Here is a 19,221-nt window from a genome sequence, read left to right as displayed (position 1 = left end):
TACTATCTTCTATATGCATATATGTAAATCCTCTTCTTAGAATAGATTTATTAAATGCCGGTTAATTAAATTTATGCTTCTCTGAAATACTACAGATATTTTAGAGAATAACAACGAATTACGAAAGACCATTTAAAATACTTGCGTGATGAAGTTATAGAAGCAAAAGGTTTTTCTAAATATAAATATTACATATAGGTTGTAATCGATCATCTGTTGAAATATGGCTTTCTCAATTATATGTCTATTTTTTAATTATTTCCTAAACACCAAAAAGCAAAATTTGCTTTAATATGGCCAAATTCCACCTTTTTATTTTTCCTTGCTACTTATTAGGAGGTATTATATTAACTAATTATGTGTAAAAGACTTATTTAGATACTTTAAAGTATTGTTCCACTAAGGGAGTTTAGTCAAAAATGCTATAATTAAATAATTCTAATTTTTATTAAGGAGCCTTTAGTGTTTTGGATGCAAAATATATTAATTTCTACGAATTCGGCAGTCCTAAAGATGTGTTAAAAATTGAATATAAAACCATTGAACCGCCAAAAGATAATGAAATTCTGGTTCGAATGCTGGCACGACCTATCAATCCTTCTGATTTAATTCCAATTAGAGGGGCATATTCACATCGAATTTCTTTACCTAATATTCCTGGTTATGAAGGAGTTGGGATTGTAGAGGATGTAGGTCCTTTAGTTTCAAAAAACCTTATTGGAAAACGGGTTTTACCTTTGCGTGGGGAAGGTACATGGCAAGAGTTTGTTAAGACAACAGCAAAATTTGCCGTTCCTATACCTGATTCTATTGATAATTTTACTGCATCACAAATGTATATCAATCCCCTTACAGCATGGGTGGTTTGTACGGAAGTTTTAAAAATAAGACCAAATGATGTTTTATTGGTTAATGCATGTGGTTCTTCTATTGGGCATATTTTTGCTCAATTATCAAAGATTTTAGGTTTTCAATTGATTGCAGTGACTAGAAATAATAAGTATACAGAGGAATTGCTTCATCTCGGTGCTTCTCATGTAATAGATACCTCTATAAGCCGTCTAAATGAAACCGTTATGGAATTAACAAGTGGAATAGGTGCAGATGCTGCCATTGATTCTGTTGGGGGTTCGGATGGTAATGAATTAGCTTTTAGTGTCCGCTCTAATGGAAATTTTTTAACAATCGGTCTTTTATCAGGAGTACAAGTAAATTGGGCAGATATTGTAAATCAAGCAAAAGTGAATGCCAATATGTTTCATTTACGAAATTGGAATAAAAATGTCTCAGCAAAAAAATGGCAAGCAACTTTTAATCATTTAATACGGTTAATAGCTAGTAAAAAATTTCATTTGATGATGGTCGATTCTACGTATGACTTGTCGGATGTCCAAAAGGCAATTGATGCTGTCGAATTTAATAAAACAAAAGGGAAAGTATTTTTAACAAGTTACTGAGTTTATTCTTGTTCAACAAACAGAGTCTTTAATTCCATAAACAGTAAAAAGGATCTTCAACCGAAAGATCCTTTTTCCCTACTTATAACGAATGGAATAATCACATAGCGCATTAATTGCATGTTGCTGAGAACAATCGCTTTCCCTGCTTCTATTTGAGATTTGGCCACAGCCTCCATCCCTGATCGGAATACTTCGGCCATATAACTCCCACCGAGAAAGGTAAGCCCTATAATTCCACACAGCTCTCCACTTAATTTAATCCCTACCTTGGGCAATCCATAGTATAAAAAGAATAATTGAATTAACAGTGGTGTATTACGTGCAATTTCTAAATATATATGCACAATGTTAGTTAATACGCTCACCTTGAAATACTGAATAATACTACAAATAATACCGACTATAATTGCCAATAAGACACCCATACTTGCAAGCTTTACCGTTATCCAGAGTGCCGTTTTGTAGTAAGGGAATACATCCATCATATATTTCCAATCAAATATCAAATTTCCCACCAACTAACAATTAATTATTTACCAAAATTTCTTGTCCAGGTTGAAGAGTTTGTATCCCCTCCATTTCAACCGTTTCCGGGTACTTTAAGCCCAAGCCTGTATTGAGACACACAACATGATCATCTGCTTGAATCCACCCTTGTTCACGCAGAATTCTAGCTGCTGCAAAGGTTGCTGCTCCTTCTGGACAGACAAAGTTTCCTTCTAATGAAGCTACTTGTTTTTGCGCCTTCAATAGTTCCTCTTCTGAAATGGCAATTGCACAGCCTTCTGTTGCATAAAGCCCTTCCAGAACTAAAAAATCACCTAAAGCTTTAGGAACATTGATACCAAATGCACAGGTAGTCGAATTCTCAAAAAATTTAGATTCAGTTTCCCCTTTTTTCCAAGCTTCTACAATTGGTGCACACCCTTCTGCTTGAACGGCTACTAAACGAGGAAGTTTCCCATCCTTGATCCACCCTAATTGTTGTAATTCAAGAATTGCTTTATAAATACCAATAATGCCTACTCCTCCACCAGTTGGATACAAAATAACGTCTGGGACTTCCCATCCAAATTGTTCCACAATCTCGTATCCCATTGTCTTTTTACCCTCAATGCGATAGGGTTCTTTCAGCGTAGAAGCATCGTATACTCCATGATTTTGAACTAAATTTCCAACTACCTTACCTGCATCACTAATCAAACCGTTGATTAAATGCAAGTCTCCACCAGCAATATAAACCTCTTTCCGAGTAATTTGCGGGGCATCTAAAGGCATAACAATCGTAGCTTTAATATTTGCTTTTGCCGCATATAACGCCCAAGCGGCACCAGCATTGCCATTTGTAGGCATTGCTAATTGTTTTACTCCTAGTTCTTTTGCCTTTGAAACCCCAACACTTGCACCTCGTGTTTTAAAAGAACCCGTTGGAATGATTCCTTCATCTTTTATGTATAAATTCTTTAATCCATACTCTGTTCCTAGAGATGAAAGTTTTTCAAGCGGCGTCATCCCTTCGCCAAGCGTTACAACATTCTCTTCTTCATGAACAGGTAGTAACTCATGATAGCGCCATAAGCTATTGGGACGCTTTGCAATATCCTCCCGCGACACATTTGCTTTCACTTTCTCTAAATCATAGCGCACTAATAATGGGGAACCACACTTACATAATTGATGTACTTTTTTTTCATTGTATGTTTCACCACATTTTGGGCACTCTAAATGGGAAATATAGCTGTAGTCTTTCATTTTTCTCCTCCTAAAAAAGTAAAAGACCACAATTAGACTCCTTTTTAAAAAGAACAGAATTGTAGTCTTTGGTTTTCCAATCAACTAATGTTTTATTAAACTAATAATATCTTAATCAAACTTTTCCGACTAGTCAACTAAGATTTAAGAACCACTTATGTACAAATAGAGTACTAGAGGAAAATATTATCAACCTACAATAATTATATTAACAATAAGATGGAATTTTCGTTACAATCTTAATAAGTAAAACAACAATTGGAGCAAAGTTCATGCCGTATTCTCCACCACCTTGATAATCCGTCATAAAAATATCACCTCCTTTAACTGGATTAATAACATTTTATGATTGTCCTTTCATTTTGAAAGGGACAAATATGCATGAACAGATATAAAAAGCACATTAATTAACTCACTAAGACAAAATAAATCTATTTAACATTGGATGATTTTTACTTAGTAGACAACAACTATGACAGAGTTTGGCTCATTATGGTAAGACAAAGGGAATAAAAAATATTCAAATAAATCCTTCTTTCAAAATTAGTAATACTTGGAAATATACAAAAAACGATGTTATGTTGAATAAGATGATATGTAATGACTTATTAAATATTTACGCCTATTTGCTTAGAATCATGTAGTTTTTAAATTCAATTACTTGATGAAAGGACTACCTATAATTAAAAATTAAAATCGTAGTTAATAAAGAAAAATACGAAAAGGTAAGAAATATTGCAAAAGGAGTAGGTAAAAAATTAAAGGATATATTTATGGCCGTGCCTAAGTGTATGGAAGGAGAATGGGGTGTTTATCAAGTAATGAGATGTTACCGTTCTGTTCATAGGTATTATGCGGAACTAAAATTATTAGAGCAAGCTGCCAATGAAATAGAAGCTCAACTTAAATGTATTCAGATTCTAAATAATAGAAAAAGAGATAAAAAAATTAAAGTAAAAAGTTGTATGGGCCCATTTGTTCTTTATAAAGATTTTTTTTATTTTATAACGCTTTATTAAGAATTTATTTTTAATAAAGCATTATAAAAATAAGAGTAAGTATCAAACTTAGAAAAAGGTTGAAATTGTATCTTATTGACAACAACTGTGACACAAAAACTTAAGGTGATGCTGTTATCACCTAAGTAGATAGATAATAACAGTTATTATGCAATAAAACAAAATTTTTAAAGAAGAAATAAAAAGACTTTATACAGATTTAAGTGATTGATGGAAAAAACTCCTAATTTCCTCAAGTGAGATTCCAATTTCTTTAGCAGATGAAATTACCTCTATCCATTCTTTGTCTAAACCGGTGCTGTCGTTTGTAGCATTGAACATCTATGCTCCTAAAATATATAATATTTCAGGCAGCGCAGCTATCTTAGTACGTATCCTTAGCCCCGTGGCTTTGCGTTCTTTACTTTCATAAAGTTTGCCAATGAAAAGTTATAAGTTCGTTAGGTCATTGGAATTTGAATTTTTTAGTTGTTGATATATCAAGATGAAATAGTCTAATTTTTGGCTGAGTTGAACAGTATTGGAGTCATTGAATCCTTCTTTCATGCCAACACTGATTAGTTCTTTACGCAACTTTTGAATATGACTTTCTAGTTGATTTAGCGAATATTCTCTTTCTAAGTAAGTATTAAGCATTGTATTGCTCCTATCTTCTAGAAAAAATATAAGTAAAAGGAATTTAATTTCACCACTGGAAATGCCTACCTCTTTAGCTTGTCCTATCCATTCTGCCCATTTTTTAGTTAAGGCTTGTTCAATACGTTGTTGTAACAGGTGTCCTTCTAAAATATAAAAAGTTTTCAGGCAGGACGGCCATCGTATAACCTTAAACCTGTGGCTTTGCGTCCCACTCTTTCAAATGGTTTGCCTTTACTGATCAAAAGGGAATATGTATACATTTTATTTTTTTTTGTACACAAGATATATTTTATTAAAATTTTGTAAACTTTTAAAATGTTTATTGTCGACAATTTCCTACAAAACTTAATGAATGCGTAATTTAAAAATACGGTGCATTAAGAAAAGGAAGAAAAATTCTCAATGAAAATCTATAAAAAAGCCTCTTCTAGGAATTTAAATGATAAATAAAATAGCCTCTTTCTTATTTAGGGAATTATTGATTTGAAAATCTTTTTTATTTAAATGCATAATTAAATAAGCCGAAATATAAAGGTCCAATTAAGAAAATAAAAGTAAATCCGATAATCAATAGAGATATTTCATCATCATTTTTCCTCTCATTATTGAAATTTTTGATAACCGAAAGGATTTCCCATCTTAAGCCAATTACAAATACAGACTTCCATACAAGAGGAATAAAAATCTCTGTATTAGTAACATAACCAAATAACCCAATCCAAGTGATTACGGAAAGTACAAAATCTAATTTTTTGATAAAAGGTTTTTGGTAACTAGTTATCAGTATTTCAATGGCACATACAGCTAGAAAACCTAAGTAGCAATACCAAAATATATCCATCATAAGAGTCCGCTTTCTCTTTAAATATTAGTAATTTCCCTATCAATGAAAATAAATAAGCATGATTATTTTTATGAACAGTTCAAAAAAATTGCAATAAAAATTCCATTATTCAATAGCAGATGATTGAGATTGAATAGTGATGAAAAATCCTACTAATTTAGTATAAGGAGATTACGTAATGGGTAAGCAGGAATTTATGGTAATTGTTTGCATGTGAAAATTGATTGAAGGAAAAATGATGTATAAAAAGGGAATGATAACTATTAATTCTCGTTTACTAATCTAAAAATGTTAATTCTGATTCATGTACAAGTTTATAGTGAAAGGATTCTAAAGTTTTTAACTCGCAATATCCTGTTTCGTATTTATGAATCAGGATATATTCTTTCTCTTGGTACAGGACTCTTGCTCCGTTCACAAAAATCACTCCTTTAATGTAGAGGTTAATACAGCTAATAACTTACTAATAAGGGTGAGGAAAGTAGAAAATATTATATGTTTGCGAAGAATATATGACAAGTGAGAAAGACGTAAGTTTATAGAAAATGATTTGGAAATGAATGGATGGAAATGTTTCTTCTGTATATCTCTTTTTCTAATAATTCTATAAATTCTGCTGATAATTTATATTTGTTCGCTGATATATATGTTTTAACTAAATCTTCATTATTAAGTTTATTTAACGAATTCATTTTAAATTTCCTTTCTTGATGTTATTAAGATTTTTTTACCCAAATGGATGAGTATAAAACTCGAATTTGTAAATATAAGGAAATAAAAAGATGTTTTTTCCAAATTTTAATTAAAAAAAGAGTAAATACTAATGATAGTTCATTTGATTAGGAGGAGATTAAATTGGCTAATAAAGTTCACAAATTAAAATGATGGCCAGAATACTTTGCTGCTGTTGCAGATGGTACTAAGCCATTTGACATAAAAAAAGGATTGTGATGATTAAGTCGGGAATCTGCTGGCACTTCAAGAGTTTGTACCGAACAAAGCCTCTACTGGAAGAGTTCTAGATAGAAAGATTACGTATTCAACAGATTTTGCGCTACACTATAATGGCGATTAAATAGGATGAAAGCATATAAGACAGTCAATAAATTAAAACTATTTCTAATCCAAAGTCTTCCTACGGACATAATCAAAGAAATACAAACACTCGATGAAACTCCTCCATAGATCGCAGCTATTATAATTGCTAAATGTCGTACATCAATAATCACATTTTCCTCCACTTTTAACTTTTATACTAAATTCCATGAGAAATACCCCCTACAATACCTGTAAGGGTTCCAAATACCATCTTATCTTTAAGCTGGTTAATCAAAAAAGCGCATCTCAAAAAGGATTCCTTCCAAAAGACAAAATGCTATTGATAGTACATATATGGATAAATCAATAGCGAATCACCTTTTATTCGTTAATCTTCCCATTCTCTATTTAACTACTCTAATGTTTTTCGCATTTCTTTATCCATTGGAAACAACTTATTAGAATATAAGTGAAAAAGGACATATAAATCGAATAGAGTTCATTTATTTATCTCAATTAACCATATTCAATTAAATGTAAGGAAAAGGTTGAAAATCAAAAACCAATTTATCAATATTCTTTTAAACTGAGAATGCAAAAATCTACTCACTTTTTCTCAATATCCTATATAATATCAAAAGTTTTTTATTAAATTCTTTTCTTTCTTATAAAATAGATGTATATTATTCACCCAAATTGGAAATTCTACTATTAATATGCTATGCTATCATTTCTACATATGATTTAATATAAAAAAAACGAGGTGCTTTACTATGAATAAAACAGAATTAATCAATGCCGTTGCTACTCAAACAGAATTAACAAAAAAAGATGTTACAAAAGCTCTAGATTCATTATTGGAGGCTATTTCTACTACGCTTGCTAAAGAGGAAAAGATACAATTAATCGGATTTGGAACGTTTGAAGTGCGTCAACGTGCAGCACGTACAGGCCGTAATCCCCAAACAGGTGAGGAAATTCAGATTGCAGCTTCTAAAGTTCCTGCTTTTAAACCTGGGAAAGAATTAAAAGAAGCAGTTAAATAAATAGCTAAAGAATGAGTGCTAGGTTGTTTTTTTCTTAGCACTTTTTTATATAATTTTTTATGATTTCGTATTTTTTTCAGGTAAATCCTCAGCACTTAACAACTAGATATAGTTGTACTTTCATGTATTAAAAGATCCACTTTCCTATCCAAAAATAGAAATCTCTTTATCCATTTATTTAAATCAACGTTTCTTATATTCCTCCAAGCTTACATTCTTTTCTTCTGATTTTATATTATAAATATCAAATTTTTTTAGATATTATCCATTCTAAAAACCTATATTTTTTTACAAAAAAACTATTATTTATTTGAATCACTGATACTGGAGAAATAATTTGTGTGCTGCTATCTACTGTGGCTCTAAAAAACATGCCTTCTTGATCAGAAAATCCGTAATCAATACCACGAAGTACGCAGCTTGCTTGGTATACTGTTTTAGAATGGTAATTTGTATAGCATCTTCTACATCGTTCTCATTGTGAAGCATCGCTTTTGCAACACGGTATAAATTCATTTTGTTTTGTTGAATAAGAGAAATAAACGCATCCTTTTCCCCTTTTTTTTGCAAGCGAAACCAAATCTTCTTTTTGCCTGATTCTGATAGGCTTCATTGTTAAAATTTTCACTGCTTGCTCCTCCTCTCTCGATATATTAGATTGTAGAGAGCAATAAATTGTTCATTTTTTTCTATATTATTTATAAAAAAATGTGAATTCCCTTTAGTAAACTATTTTATTTTATCGAAAAGTTAAAACGAAATGACAGCTTTTTGTGATTATAAAACCTCACTAATAGATGCTACCCTCAATTACTGGGGAATGGCGGTTTATAAATAAGGGGGCAAGGTGGGATTTTCCTATCAGTTCAAAGGTAAATAAAAAATGCAATAGAATATCTTACACGCCATATTTAATTTATGTATTCATACCCCTAACCGCTTAAAATTTTTCCACTCAAGAAAGCAGAAAAAGAAGGACACTCTTGTTCCACAAAACTCCTCCTTAGTGAAACAAGACTTTAAAGTCTCTAAATAAGCCTTTTATACGTAGCTAGTTAACATAAACAAACATTATAGGTAAGGAAAAAGGATCTTCTGATTGAAGATCCTTTTTTCTGTTTATGGAATTAAAGCATCCCGTTCGTAAAACAAGGATTAAACTACTTTGAACAAGTAATATTCTTCTGAAGCACCACAGGACCAGATTTGCTTGTTGCTGTATTAAATGTACGAACTTTAATACGAATTGGTTTGTATTCAAAGGAAATTTCTTCTTCTTTCCCCACCCAAATCGTTTCTTTGTGTTCAGTCATCGGATGAAGTCTGAACACCCAACTTATCTCTTCTGGAATATAAGCTAATACTTCATAACTATCATAATTTCCATAAGAAGATGGATTAGGCAAATGCAATGCGTGTACACTAAGGCTTGTTCGTTTATCATTAAATTTCCTTTCAATATTATATATCAGTGCTACACCTTTGGCATTTTTAGAAATGTCTGTTACTGGTTCAAGTATTTCAGAACAAGTGGAAAACTGTTCAGTTTTACTCTCAGAATTTATTGGGGAAAGAAGTAAAGCAAAGACGCAAAAAACAAGCATTTTCATCTCTTTAATCTCCTTATTCTTTTATCTTTTAATCTTTCCACGAACAACAATATTTATCGAATTTCATCAATATCTAAATAAGTCATTTATACATACCTAGTTAATATAATGCTCGAATGCGGAAGTTGAGTATTAATCAAAAATTGTTTCCCTTTCAGGATTTTTTAAGAAATCAAAAGCCATTTTAATTTGCGATTCCGTATTCCTACCAATAGATAGATTAGGTAAGTTGTCTTCAGCAAAAAAACCTACATCCTTGGTTTCTAATCCTTTCTTTGCAAATCCTCCTGTAATCTCGCATTGAATAAATATCTTGTAAATATGATGAAGTTGAAGGGATGAGGATGCCTTTTCATATCTAATAAAGCAATAATTCTTTAAGGTTATTAAGTGGTGAGTAGTTCAAAAACTTAATTATGATCTATATTTTGAAAAAAATATTTTATAATTCAAAGTTTTCCTATAGTATATAATATGGCAATAGGAAAAACCTTGCCGATCTAATTAATACGTATAAGGAGAATTATATGAGTATTTTGAAAAAGTCAAATAAAAATATAGAAAGTCAAGCTTTAGAAGGTTTATCCGTTTATTTGAATAAAATGAAGGGTGTATCTAGACAGGAAACTAGATTTGATTATATAGATTCTCTCATTTCTGCCACAGGGGTTTTGTTAGCTATTAGTGTTATTTGTTTTTTAGCGGTTTCTTTCCATTATCCTATGGCAATGGGTCCTTTAGGGGCAAGCTGTGTTCTCGTATTTGCTGCGCATAATGGCCCCTTATCTCAGCCTAGGCAAGTGATTGGGGGGTATATACTTTCCACTGTTATAGGCCTTATCATTTGGAGTATTTTTGGTAAAAGTTTATTTATTATTACAATATCCTTAGCTGTTGTTTTAATTTTAATGTCCCTTACAAAAACCATTCACCCTCCCGCAGCAGCCAGTGCTCTAGTAGCGATAAACTTTGAGACAGGATGGGGATATCTTATTCCGATTGTAATAGGCATCTTTTTGCTCGTTTTTATTTCCATGCTCTACAATAACTTATTCCCTAAAAGACAATATCCAAAGCATTGGTTATAACTACTAACGAACAATGCCTGTCACTATTCTCTCTCAGCCACAGCATTAAAGTGGTGATTAAGTACTTCGGGGCTTATTAATACCGCTTAGAAAATTCTAAACGACTACATAGCTGTGCCGAAAGTTTGCTTTTTTGTTAGCTATTACCAAAACTATTACAACCATAAGCAATACTGCAATTTTCTTCATGATTATCACTTCATTTTAATTGGATAAGATCCCAAAGGATTAAATTCATACTCTATACAAATCTAGTAAACATAAGCGAATATTACAGGTAGAGAAAGGGAAAAAGGATCTTCCGATTGAAGATCCTTTTAACTGTTTATAGAATTAAAGCCCCCGTTACTTCAAGTAAAATTCTTCACATAACGCCCTTATAATTAAGCTTAGAAGCTAGTCGGATAAGAAATCTAAAATTGTCAAAATGAGTCGTTTTATGTATTATGAAACCAGTAGTTATTTTTCACACTTTGGAGGAAAAACAATGGGGAAGCTATATTCCTTTGAATTGGTTGAAGAAAAAGAAATTTTTTTTGTAAAAGTAGGTGGCTTTTTTAAAGAGGAAAATACAAAAATATATTTAAGCGAGTTTCAAACCATCGTAAATACTATTAACCCTTCAAGGTATACATTAATTATAGATGGACGCGGACAAGAAAAAGTGGCTGGTCATGTGGTGGATGATATTACCTTCGTTTTAAATTTATATTCGATGGCTAATTTTAAAAAGATAATAATTATTAATCCTGCCTCTCCTGCTTCAAGACTGCAGATTGAAAATTGTGTAAAGAAAATTATCTTTCCTGGAATATTTGTGGATTCCATTGATGAAGCTTACAGCATACAAGATTAATAATATGTTAACTTATAACAGGTTCAGTTAAGCGGTGGAAAACTTGTTTTGACAATTGATACTCAATTTTATACACACCTAGTTAACATAATATATCTTCAAATTGAAAGACTCTTGAATATATATTCAAGAGTCTTTCAATTTGAAGATTCTTTTTTCTTCGATGTAAGGAATCCTAATACTTTTTCTCCGTTTTCATCTAAATATACTTTAATAGACTTTAATTTAGATTCTTTTTTTGTTTTAAAAGTTACTAGTATTGCGTTCATATTTTCAATATCTTTTGTTTTTTTATCTTTATTAGTAAAGACTTCAAATTCACTACCTGATGTTATAAATCCTGTAATTTCACCTTTTTCCGAATCAATTATATTGTTTTGTAATGAATTGTCTAGATAATTATAAGACAAAATTAAAAGTTGTTTTTTTTCTTCTTCCGTAAAAGAATATGTTTTACTAGATACTTCAATTTTAGATGAACAACCTACTATATTAATAAAAAGTACACCTAAAATTAATGCTAACAGTATTTTTCCTAATTTCCCCAATATATTCACCTCTAATTCCAATTATAATCTTAAATTGCTAAGAAGAAATAGATCCTCGAAAAAAGATTATAAAAAATAATTGTTCAGTGAGGTACTGTTATAGTATGAGTGAAAAAGTGTTTACTTGTCCCTGTTGCGGCTATAAGACATTAGAGGAACGTTATAATTATGAAAGTTGCTCAAGATGTAGTTGGATGGATGATGATATTCAAGAAGATTACCCAGATCTTAAAGGTGGAGCAAATGAAGAATCATTAAGAGAAGCTCAAAGGAATTTTAAAGAAATAGGAAAGTGCTCAAGATTATTTTTAGAGGATGAAGATGAAGACGATGATGAACCAAGTATATGTTATGAAAAAGATAAAAATTGGAAACCTTTAGAATAGAAGTAAAAGAAGTTTTATTAAAATTTTTTTATTTTCCCTCACTAGTTAACATAATCATTCCTATGGGAAGCAAGAAAAAAAGGCTGAAGCGCCTTTTCAGGCTTTCTATTTAACTAACGGGCAGTTTTTTGAAAAGTACTATGCTAATATTAATTAATGATTATTATTGGAGAGGTGAAGATAAATGAAAAAGTATCCCTGCCCTTGTTGCGGTTATAAGACTTTAGATGAGAAACCTCCTGGGACAGACATTATATGTAAAGTATGTTTTTGGCACGATGATGGTATTCAAGCAGACGATGTTGATTATTGGGGTGGTGCAAACGATTTATCACTAAGAGATAGTCAAAAGAATTTTTTGAAGTTTGGAGCAGTTGAAAATAGATTTATTAAAATTGTAAGAAAACCAACTATGGAAGAAGCAAGAGAGATAAATTGGAAACCACTAACTGAAAAATAATTATTCGTTCTTTCACTAACAGGTTCTTTTGTAGAATAAAGTTATTCCAGCTATTGAAAAACATAAATAAATACGCAATATTACCATAATCCACTTTTTATTTGATTACGCTATTATTTTTTTATCCAGATATTATAGTTACAGCTTTTTGGGAGATTTAGATTTTGTCGTAACAGACAGAAGGTTCAAAAGGTATCTTTAACTGATATAAATAGACAAAAATTCCAAGGCACTATCTGCCTTGGAATTTTGTTCGGATCATTTATTCTCTTCTTCTGCTATTTTAAAACGATGGACCAGCTGTTCAAGCTCTTCAGACAAATTAGATAAAGATAACGCTGATGATGACACTTCTTGGAATGAAGCAGTTTGCTCCTCTGTTGCGGCAGCTACTTCTTCTGTATTTGCCAGCGTCTTATTTGAGCTGTCTGCGATTTCTTCGATGGAATGCTGAACACCTTGTACCTCTGCAGTAATTTCCGTTGTTGTAGTGGCAACATCTTTTATGTGGCCAGCTACCAGCTCAATACTTTCAAGTATTTCTTTAATATGTGAGTTTGTTTTTTCAGAAAGCTGAATCCCAGAATCCACGTTTTCCTTGACTAGCAGCATATTAGCCACTGTATTAGATGAATGACCTTGGATAGAGATAATTAAGGTATCAATATGATTGGCAGAGGTGCTTGTCATATCCGCCAACTTTCTCACTTCATCTGCAACAATAGCAAATCCTTTGCCCTGCTCTCCAGCTCTTGCAGCTTCGATTGCGGCATTTAGAGCGAGCAAGTTCGTTTGGCCGGAAATTTCCTGTATATAGCTTAACGTCTCTTTAATCTCATTAATACTTGATACTAAGGATTGTAAACCATTTGCCGCTAACCCAACTGAGTTGTGAATCATGTCCATTTGTTCATACATTTCTGTCATAGCCTTTTCCCCATCTTTTGCTTTTCCTTTAATCCGGTCAGACTCTTTTGAGACATGGTTGGCTTTTGTCGATACACTTAAGATATTTTGAAGGGAATTGTTCACTTTATCCAGGCTCCGTTGGGCAGTTGTGTTTTGCTCATTACTGTTTTCAGCAATTGTTTGCATTGCATCAGCGACTTGCTCTGCCGACACTCTTGATTGCTCCATACTTGCTGCCAATTCATCAGATGATTGGGCAACATCCCTTGATGTTCTGCCAACTTGTGAAATCATAGCTTGAAGGGAATGAACGAAAGCATTAAAAGAAGAAGCTAAATGAGTGAACTCATTTTTCCCTTTCACCTCTACTCTTTTCGTCAAATCTCCATTGCCTGAAGCAATTTCAACCATCTGTTTATTCATGGCACTCAACGGACGCAAAATAGAGCGAAGGAGGATGAAGCCTAATACTAAACTAAACATTATAGCAATAATAATAATAGTAATTAAAGAGATTCTTGTAATGTCAGTGTTCTTCTTGCTGTCGGCTTCTATTTGTATAACATCCTGATTTATTTGGTCAACTAGTGTCTCCACAGCAGGATCAAGAACTTCTTTTCTTAAGTTCCTTAAGTCACCAAAATGCAATGACTTTGATTCAGAAGGATTTTCGGCAAACATATTAATTACTTTGTCACTCATTGTTTTATAAGATTGGAAGCTGCTTTCTAATTGTTGAATACTTTTTTTATGTACTTGATAATTCGATAACTTTTCCATTGAATTAACTGTATCTTCTACATCTGAAGCCTTTTCTTTAATTCCGTTTGTATACTGGCTGTCCCCTGTGAGCAAGAAACCTCTCTCATCATTGGACATCCCAGCAAGGCGATATTGAACATGGGTAACGAGCCGCTGCATTTCTTTTGATTCTTTCAGCTTTTCATGAAAAGCTTCTGCATTTAAAAGGCTGTTAATGCTGTAAACTCCGATTCCTATCATGGAGAATACTAAAACTGTCAGTATGGTAATTAATTGTGTTTTTATCCTCATTTTTTAACCCTCACTTATTTCACATAACTACCTCATTTATATCGGTTAACTAGATGAAGAGTGAAGAAAATTAGGAGAAAGAATGAAGAAAACCTCAATTAAATAGATTGTCTGTACCTTCTATACCACTTCTATAAAAATTATAAAGAGCTTTAGCAAACACAAAAGAATATAAATAGGCTAAAGTTCACTAAATTCCCATACGAACAAAGACTAAAATTTCAGTACAATACCAGAATCCCCCTTCCCATCAAGCTATTTATTCCCGTATCTAATTTCCGTTGTGACATTTTTTTCACTTATTCACTTGTGATTATTTTCACTTAAACTAACGCCCTCAATAAACAAAAAATTATCTCTTAAATTTGCTGTTTTACTTAATATTCCTAACCAACTTGATAACGCTAATAGATTTGATCAGTATGAAAAGAACACAAACAAGCAGTATAAAAAGAAAAAAGACGACTTTCTTCTTGAAGTATCTCCCCTGAATTCTATGATTTTCAGCATCCCATCACCTACACACAAATGGTAAATGCCCCTAGTTTCGAAACACTTATTTATAGTAAAATTAAATAAAGTTTTTCCAAAAATTTTTTATACCAAAGGAGATAAACAAATGAAACTAGGTGCATTCTCTGTAAGTTTAAACGTAAAAGACATTCATATTTCCAAGTCATTCTACGAAAAGCTAGGATTTCAAGCATTAGGTGGTGACATAAAGCAAAATTGGCTTATTATGAAGAATGAAAATTGTATCATTGGATTATTTCAAGGAATGTTTGCAAAGAACATTCTAACCTTTAATCCAGGCTGGAATGAAAATGCTGAAAATCTCGAATCGTTTACGGATATTAGGGAAATTCAAAAACAACTTAAGGCTGAAGGAATAAAAATGATCTCGGAAGCAGAGGAAATAACTAATGGACCAGCCCATTTTTTTATTGAAGATCCAGACGGGAATCAAATTCTTGTAGATCAACATCGATGAAAGTAGCGGAGATAACGGAATCTACCTATAACTATTAACAACCAAGGATATATAAGGAGCCTTTCCCCAATTATAAGTGGATAACTAAATGGAAGGAAAGGCTTAAATATCCTAAACTTCTGTTCATTCTAAACAGAAGATGGTGCAAAATCTCTAAGGATTTCGGAATCCACCAAATTATTCAGATTAAATCGAAATTTATGCAATATTGTGTTAAATGATTAGGAATTCCTTCTTCTACTAAACTGCTAGTTTAAGAAAAAACTCCTGCAAAACTACAGAATTTTAATCAAACTTTATTATAAATGATCCATCTTTTTTATAAAACTCCACTAGCAGTCAAACCAGCTCAGTAATGCCGATACTTTAAGCTAATTCTTTAAAACTCTCTCTAATTTATAATAAATGGATTTATATTGGGTGTCTCCACTATTTTTTCCTATTCTCTTATAATCGGTTATTAACAGGGAACCGTGCAATTTTGCTTAGCACGGAAAATTTTCCGTGTTTTTTTAAACATATATTTATTTTGGAAGATTTAATTGCCACGAGACACCGAACCGATCATTTAGCCAGCCAAACTTCTTACTGAAACCATAGTCACCTAACGGCATAAGTGCTTGCCCATCTATGATGAGTTTCTCATAAAGATTGTCAAGCTCCTCTTCAGTATCACAAGTAACAAAAATTGAGAATGAAGGAGTAAAGGAAAACTGATGCTTCACATTACTGTCAATGCACATAAATTCTTGCCCTTTTAAGGAAAAAGTAGCCTGCATTACAGTTCCTTCATCTCCAGTTTCATTCGCTCCATAGCGAACAATACTTGTAATTTCTGAATCGTCAATGACTGATATGTAATGATTCATTGCCTCTTCTGCTTTGCCATCTTGAAACATTAAGAATGGTGTAACCTTTTCCATATAAATCGACTCCTTAAATATAAAGAATAATACATCAAAACAAATTCTCTTTGGATTGTGTCAGCAAGCGGAAATACTATCTAAGTTCATACCTTTTATTTCACTCATAACGTTCACTATACTAAATGATTAAGGCTAATCAATTTATCGAATATATTAATCATTTAATCCCTTTCCAGCAAGAATTTACTGCATACATTTTTCCATTCTTGACTCTCCCCTTCTTTTAAATTTTTTAACATATGCAACCACAAAAAGAACGTTTGTTCTAGATCTATATTAACATATATTTCATAAGCATGGAAATTCCTATTCCACAATCTGGCCCGTTTGTGGAACAAGAAAAATCCTGCATATTACTACAGGATTTTTAATCAAATTTTATTAAAAATTATCAATCTTTATTTTACATAATCGAATTTTAATTTAAATGAGCAATCTTTTTTATAAAACTACACTTTTATAGGATTATGAGCTTAATAGTCTTTAAATAAAGATATCTAAAATTAAAGTCAAACCAAACGCTACAAACGAGAGGATCGTTTCCATCACTGTCCAAGTTTTAAATGTTTCTTTGACAGTTAACCCCATATATTCTTTTACTAGCCAGAAACCTGCGTCATTTACATGTGAGAACATTAGAGATCCAGCTCCTGTAGCAATAACAAGCAATTCTAAATTAACGCCAGACATATGCGCCACCACAGGAGAAACGATTCCAGCTGCTGTTGTTAATGCAACGGTTGCTGAACCAGTGGCAATTCGGATTAAACCAGCTACTAGAAAGGCAAGAACTATTGGGGATAAAGAAATCTGTTCAGACATCGTAGCGATGGCAGTCCCAACACCGCTGTCAATGAGAATTTGTTTAAATCCTCCTCCAGCACCGATTATAAGGATTATAGATGCCAATGGCAATAAGCACTCTTCTGTTAATTTTTTTATTAATGTTTTATCCATCCCTTGACGATATCCTAAGAAGAAGTACGCTGCAAAACAAGCAATTAAAAGAGCAATGATAGGGCTTCCAATAAACAAGAAAATATTTTCTGTATATTCTGACAACGAAAGATATGGTGCTATAACCGTTAGGACCATTAATAAAACAGGCAATAAAATAATAAAGAATGAAATGCCGGTGCTTGGTAATTGATTTGCCTTTGTTTCCACTCGGATTAGTTCTGGTTCCCCAACGGGAATCACACGTTTATGAATCCATCTCGAAAATATGGGTCCAGCAATGATAGCAGTCGGAAAGGCAATGATTAATGAGTAAAGAAGAACATGTCCCATGTTGGCGCCATAAATGCCGATTGCCGTCATCGCACCTGGATGAGGCGGGACCAATCCATGTACAATCGATAAACCAGCCAGAACTGGAATTCCAATTAATAAAATATTTTGTTTTGTTGACTTGCGAATGGAAATAACTAAAGGAAGCAAGATAACCAAACCAACTTCAAAAAATACGGGAATCCCGATAATAAAACCAGCTAGCAGCATAGCCCATGGAAGCTTCTTTACGCCAAATTTTCGGATAAAGAAATCTGCTACCTGCATCCCCGCACCAGAATCGGACATCATCTTTCCTAAAATTGTTCCCAGTGCCAATATACCAACAAGATGGCCAAGTACAGATCCTACACCTGTTTCATAACCGCCGACAATCTTGTCCATTGGCAGTCCAGAAAATACAGCTAAAAATAGGCTGGCCACCGATAAACTTATGAATGCATGCCACTTCCACCATGATACTCCCAAAATAACAATGATAATCGCGATTACTGTAATGCCTAGTAAATATAAATTCATCTCATTTCCTCTCCCTCTGGAAATCGCTGATATAATTGATGAATAAATGGGATTACTGCATCGATTCGTTATAGGTAACAATATAGTTTTGTTTGTCCGTATTATAGTACCCTTCACTATATTCCAATACATTCCCCTCTTCATCAATGGAACGTCGAATTCTTTTTAATATAGCTGTATGTTTTTCTATCTTTAACGTTTCACTAATATGATCCGGTGCAGCGGAAACTTTGAACTCATCCCGAAATGATTCAAGGCGAATATTATTTTCCTCTAAAAAACGGTACAAAGAATTGATCTGAATATCATTTAATTCTTCTTCTGCGATATCCACTAAAAGATAATGAGTGAAATAAATATACGGTTCATGATCCAATAGGTAAACCCTGTCTATTTGAAGGCATTGTTCCCCAAATAAAGAATAAAGTGGCGTTTCCGCAGACAATGGAAGCTTCTTTATATTTACCACTTTTTTTGTAATATGATGGCCCTCTTCTACTAAAATCTCCGTAAAACGTTTCCCTTTTGAAAGTCTCGCATTGGAAACATTTGAAATCACCTTTGTTCCTTTACCGCTTTTCTTTTCAAGATAACCTTCCTGTACCAGTTCTTTAATGGCATTCCGTATAGTAATCTTACTCACATTAAACTCTGTTTCTAATTGAGGCTCGGAGGGAATGTTTGTGTTAATAGCATAAACTCCATGTAAAATACGATCCTTCAATATTTCTTTAATTTGTAAATACAATGGTCCCTTTTTTCTATTCACATTCATTCCCTATCTCCT

General features: G+C 32.6%; 22 protein-coding genes and 2 riboswitches. Of the genes, 8 read left to right on the top strand and 14 right to left on the bottom strand.

Annotation, left to right across the window (positions count from 1 at the left end):
* The first annotated feature begins 467 nt into the window (after window positions 1–467).
* The gene (locus NCCP28_RS16890; protein WP_248562599.1) at window positions 468–1,457 is read left to right on the top strand and encodes a zinc-dependent alcohol dehydrogenase family protein; all 990 of its coding nucleotides are present in this window, start codon (window positions 468–470) and stop codon (window positions 1,455–1,457) included.
* A 56-nt stretch (window positions 1,458–1,513) separates the two neighbouring features.
* On the opposite strand, the gene NCCP28_RS16885 is transcribed toward NCCP28_RS16890, so the two are convergent.
* Window positions 1,514–1,966, bottom strand: a complete 453-nt coding sequence (locus tag NCCP28_RS16885) for an ABC transporter permease subunit (RefSeq protein ID WP_248562598.1) — start codon at window positions 1,964–1,966, stop codon at window positions 1,514–1,516.
* Window positions 1,967–1,985: 19 nt separating this feature from the next.
* The gene (locus tag NCCP28_RS16880; RefSeq protein WP_248562597.1) at window positions 1,986–3,212 is read right to left on the bottom strand and encodes a threonine synthase; all 1,227 of its coding nucleotides are present in this window, start codon (window positions 3,210–3,212) and stop codon (window positions 1,986–1,988) included.
* 773 nt (window positions 3,213–3,985) lie between these two features.
* Here NCCP28_RS16880 and NCCP28_RS16875 point away from each other — a divergent pair.
* The gene (locus NCCP28_RS16875) at window positions 3,986–4,231 is read left to right on the top strand and encodes a hypothetical protein (RefSeq protein WP_248562596.1); all 246 of its coding nucleotides are present in this window, start codon (window positions 3,986–3,988) and stop codon (window positions 4,229–4,231) included.
* Between the two features lie 189 nt (window positions 4,232–4,420).
* On the opposite strand, the gene NCCP28_RS16870 is transcribed toward NCCP28_RS16875, so the two are convergent.
* The 5 genes from NCCP28_RS16870 to sda all read right to left on the bottom strand — a co-directional run bounded on the left by NCCP28_RS16870 (window position 4,421) and on the right by sda (window position 6,406).
* The gene (locus NCCP28_RS16870) at window positions 4,421–4,552 is read right to left on the bottom strand and encodes an anti-repressor SinI family protein (protein ID WP_248562595.1); all 132 of its coding nucleotides are present in this window, start codon (window positions 4,550–4,552) and stop codon (window positions 4,421–4,423) included.
* A gap of 25 nt (window positions 4,553–4,577) precedes the next feature.
* Window positions 4,578–4,661, bottom strand: a riboswitch (cyclic di-GMP riboswitch).
* The gene (locus NCCP28_RS23880) at window positions 4,661–4,867 is read right to left on the bottom strand and encodes an aspartyl-phosphate phosphatase Spo0E family protein (RefSeq protein WP_375709423.1); all 207 of its coding nucleotides are present in this window, start codon (window positions 4,865–4,867) and stop codon (window positions 4,661–4,663) included. (Overlaps the previous riboswitch by 1 nt.)
* A gap of 164 nt (window positions 4,868–5,031) precedes the next feature.
* Window positions 5,032–5,110, bottom strand: a riboswitch (cyclic di-GMP riboswitch).
* A 256-nt stretch (window positions 5,111–5,366) separates the two neighbouring features.
* A complete protein-coding gene (locus tag NCCP28_RS16865) occupies window positions 5,367–5,714 on the bottom strand; it encodes a hypothetical protein (protein ID WP_248562594.1) in 348 nt (115 codons plus the stop codon).
* A 277-nt stretch (window positions 5,715–5,991) separates the two neighbouring features.
* On the bottom strand, window positions 5,992–6,132 hold the full coding sequence (locus tag NCCP28_RS16860) for a hypothetical protein (protein ID WP_248562593.1): 141 nt from the start codon (window positions 6,130–6,132) through the stop codon (window positions 5,992–5,994).
* A gap of 118 nt (window positions 6,133–6,250) precedes the next feature.
* Entirely contained in the window at window positions 6,251–6,406 is a 156-nt protein-coding gene (sda, locus tag NCCP28_RS16855) for a sporulation histidine kinase inhibitor Sda (RefSeq protein WP_248562592.1), read from the bottom strand.
* Window positions 6,407–7,525: 1,119 nt separating this feature from the next.
* On the opposite strand from sda, the gene NCCP28_RS16850 reads away from it, so the two are divergent.
* Window positions 7,526–7,798, top strand: a complete 273-nt coding sequence (locus NCCP28_RS16850; RefSeq protein WP_248562591.1) for an HU family DNA-binding protein — start codon at window positions 7,526–7,528, stop codon at window positions 7,796–7,798.
* A 351-nt stretch (window positions 7,799–8,149) separates the two neighbouring features.
* Here the strand turns inward: NCCP28_RS16850 and NCCP28_RS16845 are convergent, their stop codons facing one another.
* Together NCCP28_RS16845 and NCCP28_RS16840 are read right to left on the bottom strand one after the other, a co-directional pair.
* A complete protein-coding gene (locus NCCP28_RS16845; RefSeq protein WP_248562590.1) occupies window positions 8,150–8,368 on the bottom strand; it encodes a hypothetical protein in 219 nt (72 codons plus the stop codon).
* Window positions 8,369–8,958: 590 nt separating this feature from the next.
* Window positions 8,959–9,408 carry a YoqH family protein gene (locus NCCP28_RS16840; RefSeq protein WP_248562589.1) on the bottom strand — a complete coding sequence of 150 codons (450 nt, stop codon included), beginning with the start codon at window positions 9,406–9,408 and terminating at the stop codon, window positions 8,959–8,961.
* A 527-nt stretch (window positions 9,409–9,935) separates the two neighbouring features.
* Here NCCP28_RS16840 and NCCP28_RS16835 point away from each other — a divergent pair.
* Entirely contained in the window at window positions 9,936–10,496 is a 561-nt protein-coding gene (locus tag NCCP28_RS16835; protein ID WP_248562588.1) for an HPP family protein, read from the top strand.
* A 487-nt stretch (window positions 10,497–10,983) separates the two neighbouring features.
* On the top strand, window positions 10,984–11,352 hold the full coding sequence (locus NCCP28_RS16830; protein ID WP_248562587.1) for a hypothetical protein: 369 nt from the start codon (window positions 10,984–10,986) through the stop codon (window positions 11,350–11,352).
* 137 nt (window positions 11,353–11,489) lie between these two features.
* Here NCCP28_RS16830 and NCCP28_RS16825 read toward each other — a convergent pair whose 3' ends face one another.
* Window positions 11,490–11,900 (bottom strand): hypothetical protein, encoded by a 411-nt coding sequence (locus NCCP28_RS16825; protein WP_248562586.1) that lies wholly within the window; start codon window positions 11,898–11,900, stop codon window positions 11,490–11,492.
* 104 nt (window positions 11,901–12,004) lie between these two features.
* On the opposite strand from NCCP28_RS16825, the gene NCCP28_RS16820 reads away from it, so the two are divergent.
* The gene (locus tag NCCP28_RS16820; protein ID WP_248562585.1) at window positions 12,005–12,286 is read left to right on the top strand and encodes a CPCC family cysteine-rich protein; all 282 of its coding nucleotides are present in this window, start codon (window positions 12,005–12,007) and stop codon (window positions 12,284–12,286) included.
* A gap of 184 nt (window positions 12,287–12,470) precedes the next feature.
* A complete protein-coding gene (locus NCCP28_RS16815) occupies window positions 12,471–12,746 on the top strand; it encodes a CPCC family cysteine-rich protein (protein ID WP_248562584.1) in 276 nt (91 codons plus the stop codon).
* A gap of 258 nt (window positions 12,747–13,004) precedes the next feature.
* Here NCCP28_RS16815 and NCCP28_RS16810 read toward each other — a convergent pair whose 3' ends face one another.
* A complete protein-coding gene (locus NCCP28_RS16810; RefSeq protein ID WP_248562583.1) occupies window positions 13,005–14,708 on the bottom strand; it encodes a methyl-accepting chemotaxis protein in 1,704 nt (567 codons plus the stop codon).
* 619 nt (window positions 14,709–15,327) lie between these two features.
* Between NCCP28_RS16810 and NCCP28_RS16805 the strand changes: the two genes are divergently transcribed.
* On the top strand, window positions 15,328–15,699 hold the full coding sequence (locus NCCP28_RS16805; protein ID WP_248562582.1) for a VOC family protein: 372 nt from the start codon (window positions 15,328–15,330) through the stop codon (window positions 15,697–15,699).
* Window positions 15,700–16,223: 524 nt separating this feature from the next.
* Here the strand turns inward: NCCP28_RS16805 and NCCP28_RS16800 are convergent.
* From NCCP28_RS16800 to NCCP28_RS16790, 3 genes are all read right to left on the bottom strand, one after another.
* Complete coding sequence (locus NCCP28_RS16800) at window positions 16,224–16,622, bottom strand: VOC family protein (RefSeq protein ID WP_248562581.1); 399 nt, start codon at window positions 16,620–16,622, stop codon at window positions 16,224–16,226.
* A 486-nt stretch (window positions 16,623–17,108) separates the two neighbouring features.
* Window positions 17,109–18,434, bottom strand: coding sequence for a GntT/GntP/DsdX family permease (locus NCCP28_RS16795; RefSeq protein ID WP_248562580.1), 1,326 nt, complete (start codon window positions 18,432–18,434; stop codon window positions 17,109–17,111).
* A gap of 52 nt (window positions 18,435–18,486) precedes the next feature.
* Entirely contained in the window at window positions 18,487–19,209 is a 723-nt protein-coding gene (locus NCCP28_RS16790) for a GntR family transcriptional regulator (RefSeq protein ID WP_248562579.1), read from the bottom strand.
* Window positions 19,210–19,221: the final 12 nt, after the last annotated feature.

Source organism: Niallia sp. NCCP-28, from assembly GCF_023168165.1.
Lineage (GTDB): Bacteria > Bacillota > Bacilli > Bacillales > Cytobacillaceae > Niallia.
This window is presented reverse-complemented; position numbering and strand designations above follow the sequence as displayed.

Bases quoted from the DNA above. Each gene is read 5' to 3' on its own strand.
- NCCP28_RS16880 (WP_248562597.1), bottom strand. From the start codon at position 3,212: ATGAAAGACTACAGCTATATTTCCCATTTAGAGTGCCCAAAATGTGGT.
- NCCP28_RS16875 (WP_248562596.1), top strand. From the start codon at position 3,986: ATGGCCGTGCCTAAGTGTATGGAAGGAGAATGGGGTGTTTATCAAGTA.
- NCCP28_RS16870 (WP_248562595.1), bottom strand. From the start codon at position 4,552: ATGTTCAATGCTACAAACGACAGCACCGGTTTAGACAAAGAATGGATA.
- NCCP28_RS23880 (WP_375709423.1), bottom strand. From the start codon at position 4,867: ATGCTTAATACTTACTTAGAAAGAGAATATTCGCTAAATCAACTAGAA.
- NCCP28_RS16865 (WP_248562594.1), bottom strand. From the start codon at position 5,714: ATGATGGATATATTTTGGTATTGCTACTTAGGTTTTCTAGCTGTATGT.
- sda (WP_248562592.1), bottom strand. From the start codon at position 6,406: ATGAATTCGTTAAATAAACTTAATAATGAAGATTTAGTTAAAACATAT.
- NCCP28_RS16850 (WP_248562591.1), top strand. From the start codon at position 7,526: ATGAATAAAACAGAATTAATCAATGCCGTTGCTACTCAAACAGAATTA.
- NCCP28_RS16840 (WP_248562589.1), bottom strand. From the start codon at position 9,408: ATGAAAATGCTTGTTTTTTGCGTCTTTGCTTTACTTCTTTCCCCAATA.
- NCCP28_RS16835 (WP_248562588.1), top strand. From the start codon at position 9,936: ATGAGTATTTTGAAAAAGTCAAATAAAAATATAGAAAGTCAAGCTTTA.
- NCCP28_RS16830 (WP_248562587.1), top strand. From the start codon at position 10,984: ATGGGGAAGCTATATTCCTTTGAATTGGTTGAAGAAAAAGAAATTTTT.
- NCCP28_RS16820 (WP_248562585.1), top strand. From the start codon at position 12,005: ATGAGTGAAAAAGTGTTTACTTGTCCCTGTTGCGGCTATAAGACATTA.
- NCCP28_RS16815 (WP_248562584.1), top strand. From the start codon at position 12,471: ATGAAAAAGTATCCCTGCCCTTGTTGCGGTTATAAGACTTTAGATGAG.
- NCCP28_RS16810 (WP_248562583.1), bottom strand. From the start codon at position 14,708: ATGAGGATAAAAACACAATTAATTACCATACTGACAGTTTTAGTATTC.
- NCCP28_RS16805 (WP_248562582.1), top strand. From the start codon at position 15,328: ATGAAACTAGGTGCATTCTCTGTAAGTTTAAACGTAAAAGACATTCAT.
- NCCP28_RS16800 (WP_248562581.1), bottom strand. From the start codon at position 16,622: ATGGAAAAGGTTACACCATTCTTAATGTTTCAAGATGGCAAAGCAGAA.
- NCCP28_RS16795 (WP_248562580.1), bottom strand. From the start codon at position 18,434: ATGAATTTATATTTACTAGGCATTACAGTAATCGCGATTATCATTGTT.
- NCCP28_RS16790 (WP_248562579.1), bottom strand. From the start codon at position 19,209: ATGAATGTGAATAGAAAAAAGGGACCATTGTATTTACAAATTAAAGAA.